Origin of the sequence: Cohnella sp., from assembly GCF_041641335.1 — a bacterium.
Classification (GTDB): Bacteria; Bacillota; Bacilli; order Paenibacillales; family Paenibacillaceae; genus Cohnella.
This window is the reverse complement of sequence record NZ_JBEPYQ010000176.1, coordinates 1-2,939: the sequence shown is the minus strand read 5'-3', so window position 1 is coordinate 2,939 and position 2,939 is coordinate 1. Positions and strand designations below refer to the sequence as shown.

The 2,939-nt window shown below is 59.0% G+C and carries 2 protein-coding genes; both read left to right on the top strand.

From position 1 onward, the window contains the following. The coding region (locus ACESLM_RS30390; RefSeq protein ID WP_372638452.1) for a complex I subunit 4 family protein at nt 1-1,458 on the top strand (1,458 nt) is incomplete at its 5' end. A 1-nt stretch (nt 1,459) separates the two neighbouring features. Beyond that, nucleotides 1,460-2,939: NADH-quinone oxidoreductase subunit N (locus ACESLM_RS30385; RefSeq protein ID WP_372638450.1), on the top strand; the 1,480-nt coding region annotated here is incomplete at its 3' end.

The window sequence follows — 2,939 nt, the reverse complement described above, 5'->3', positions numbered from 1 at the left end:
TTATGGCTATACGCTTCCTACAACCCTTCGGCGGGAGGGGCGGCGTACTCGGAACAGGTCGAGTGGCTGGCGATTCCGCTGAACATCGAAGCGTTCGGAGAGGGAATTCAATCCTTAAAGCTGAGCTTCCAATACCATCTGGCGGTGGACGGCATCTCGATGCCGCTGCTGCTGCTGACGAGCATCGTCTCGACGATGGCCGCGCTCGCTTCGGTGCACATCCGCAAACGCTGGAAAACGTACTATTCTCTGTTTCTCCTGCTGCTGACGGGAATTTACGGCGTTTTCCTGGCGCGGGATCTGGTCTTGTTCTTTATTTTCTTCGAAGTGACGCTTATTCCGATGTTCTTCCTGATCGGCATATGGGGATATTACGGCCGGGAGAAGGCGGCGACCCGGTTTCTCGTCTACAACGGATTGGGCTCGGCGGCGATGCTGTTCGCGTTCCTGATCCTGATCGCGACGCTCGGCTTCGGATCGGCCGACAACGCGAACTGGACGTTCTCCGGCAACTACGACGTTCTGCTCGGCCATTTGCGGGACGGGGGCTCATATGCAAACAACGCCATGGAAACGATGTGGTTCCTGTCGGACAATATGCGTTGGGCGGCGTTCATCCTGCTGCTCGTGGCCTTCGGAATCAAGGTGCCGATCTTCCCGTTCCATACGTGGATGCTGAGGGTTCATACGGAGGCGCCTCCGGCAATCGTCATGATTCACTCCGGCATTTTGCTGAAGATGGGCGTGTACGGATTAATTCGCTTTGCGCTGTATCTTTTCCCGGAGCAAGCGAATTCGTGGACGACGGTGCTGGCCGTTCTCGGCGTCGTCAACATCGTGTACGGAGCGATTCTCGCCTGCGTGCAGAGAGAGTTCAAGCTGGTGCTGGCCTACTCGAGCATAAGCCATATGGGCATCGTGCTGCTCGGCATCGCCTCTCTGGAAGAGGTCGGCTTGCAAGGCGCGATCTTCCAATCGGTGTCTCACGGCTTGATCTCGGCGCTGCTCTTCCTGATCGTCGGAAGCCTATACGAACGGACGGGCACGACGGAGCTGAGCGAGCTGGGCGGATTGGCCAAGGCGATGCCGTTCACCTCCGGCATTCTGCTGCTGGCGGGTCTGGCTTCTTTGGGGCTGCCGGGATTGTCCGGCTTCATCGGCGAGTTCCTCTCGTTCCTCGGGCTGTTCGGATCGATGAAGGCGCTGACGGCGATAGGCGTGCTCGGAATTCTGTTCGCCGCGATCTACGTGCTGCGAAGCGTGTTGGCCATTACCTACGGGGAGCTGCACGAGAAGCATGCGGAGCTGAAGGACGCCCGATTCGTCGAGGCTCTGCCGATGGTCGCCCTGTCCGCTCTAATCGTCCTGCTCGGCGTATACCCTTCCTTGCTGACCGATCTGATGCAGAACGGCTTCGGCGCACTGCTGGAACAATTACAGACGAGGGTGGGGGGTTGACATGGAAACTAAGCTCGCTTTAACCTGGAGCGATTTGTGGTACGTGACCCCCGAACTGGCGTTGACCGGGTTTGCCGTATTCCTGACGCTGCTGGATTTGGTTCTGCCGCGCAGGGTGAGCCAGATCGCGATCGGGTGGCTGACCATTGTCGGTCTGCTGGTCTCGAGCGTATTCGTCGTATTGCTCATGAACGAGCTGCCGGGAACCGAAGACGGCGTCGTCCAGCTGCTGGCGGGAAGCTACCGCATCGACGATTTCGGCAATCTCTTAAAGCTTGTGTTCCTCGGGTCGGCCGCGTTTATCGTCTTCTCGTCGCTCGGGGCGATCAAGGACGAGGATGTCCCGATCAAGGGAGAGATGTACTCTCTCGTGCTTCCGGCAACACTCGGAGCGATGGTCATGTCCTCGTCCGGAGACTTGATTACGCTGTTCGTCGGGCTGGAGCTACTCAGCATCACTTCTTATATTCTGGTAGCCGTGAGGAAGAAAAACAGGCTGTCCAGCGAAGCGGCGTTTAAGTATTTCGTTACGGGTGGGACGGCATCGGCGTTTATTCTGTACGGCATGTCCTTCCTGTACGGCATAACGGGATCTACGAAAGTCGAGTTGATCCGCGAGGGCTTCGGCTACGCGATGGAGAACGCGGAAGCGCTGCTCTACATCAGCTTCTTCCTGATGATCGCGGGCTTCGCGGTGAAGCTGGCGCTGGCGCCGTTCCATGCCTGGTCGCCCGATGTGTATCAGGGGGCTCCGACACCCGTGACGGCGTTCCTGGCGGTCGTCGCCAAAGGCGCGGCGTTCGCGATGCTGTACCGCATTTTCGTCAATTCCGCGTATCTCGTTCCGCCGGGCGAAACGTTCCTGCAGCAGGACGTGTTCCTCGGACTTAGCGTCCTTGCCGGCGCGGCGATGATCGTCGGTACGGCGGGCGCGCTGCGCCAGCGGAACGTCAAACGGCTGCTCGCGCTGTCCGGAGTAGCCAACGCAGGCATTCTGTTGATTCCGCTCGCGCTCGGCTTTGACGGGCTTCACACTTCGATGTTTTCGGAGTTCGTGTACTACTTGATCGCTTACGCATTCATGAACATCGGAGCTTTCTCGGTGCTCATGATCGTGACCCGAGACTCCGGCAGCGAGACGGTGTCCGGCTTTGCGGGACTGTATCATCGGGCTCCGTGGACGGCCGTCGCGATGACTGTGCTGCTGTGCTCGCTGGCGGGCTTGCCGGTGACCGGCGGCTTCTTCGGAAAGCTGTTCATCCTGTTCGGAACGATTCAGACGAAGACGTATTGGCTGGCGGCGATTCTGCTCGTCACGACGGTCGTGTCTTACGCGGTGTATTTTACGATCATACGCCAGATGTTCATGAGAAGCGGTTCGGCGGATTCGGGACTGAAGCTGACGGCGCCTGCGGCGATTACGATCTGGATCTGCGCGGCCGCGACGCTGGCGCTCGGATTCCTGCCGGTGCCGATTCTTG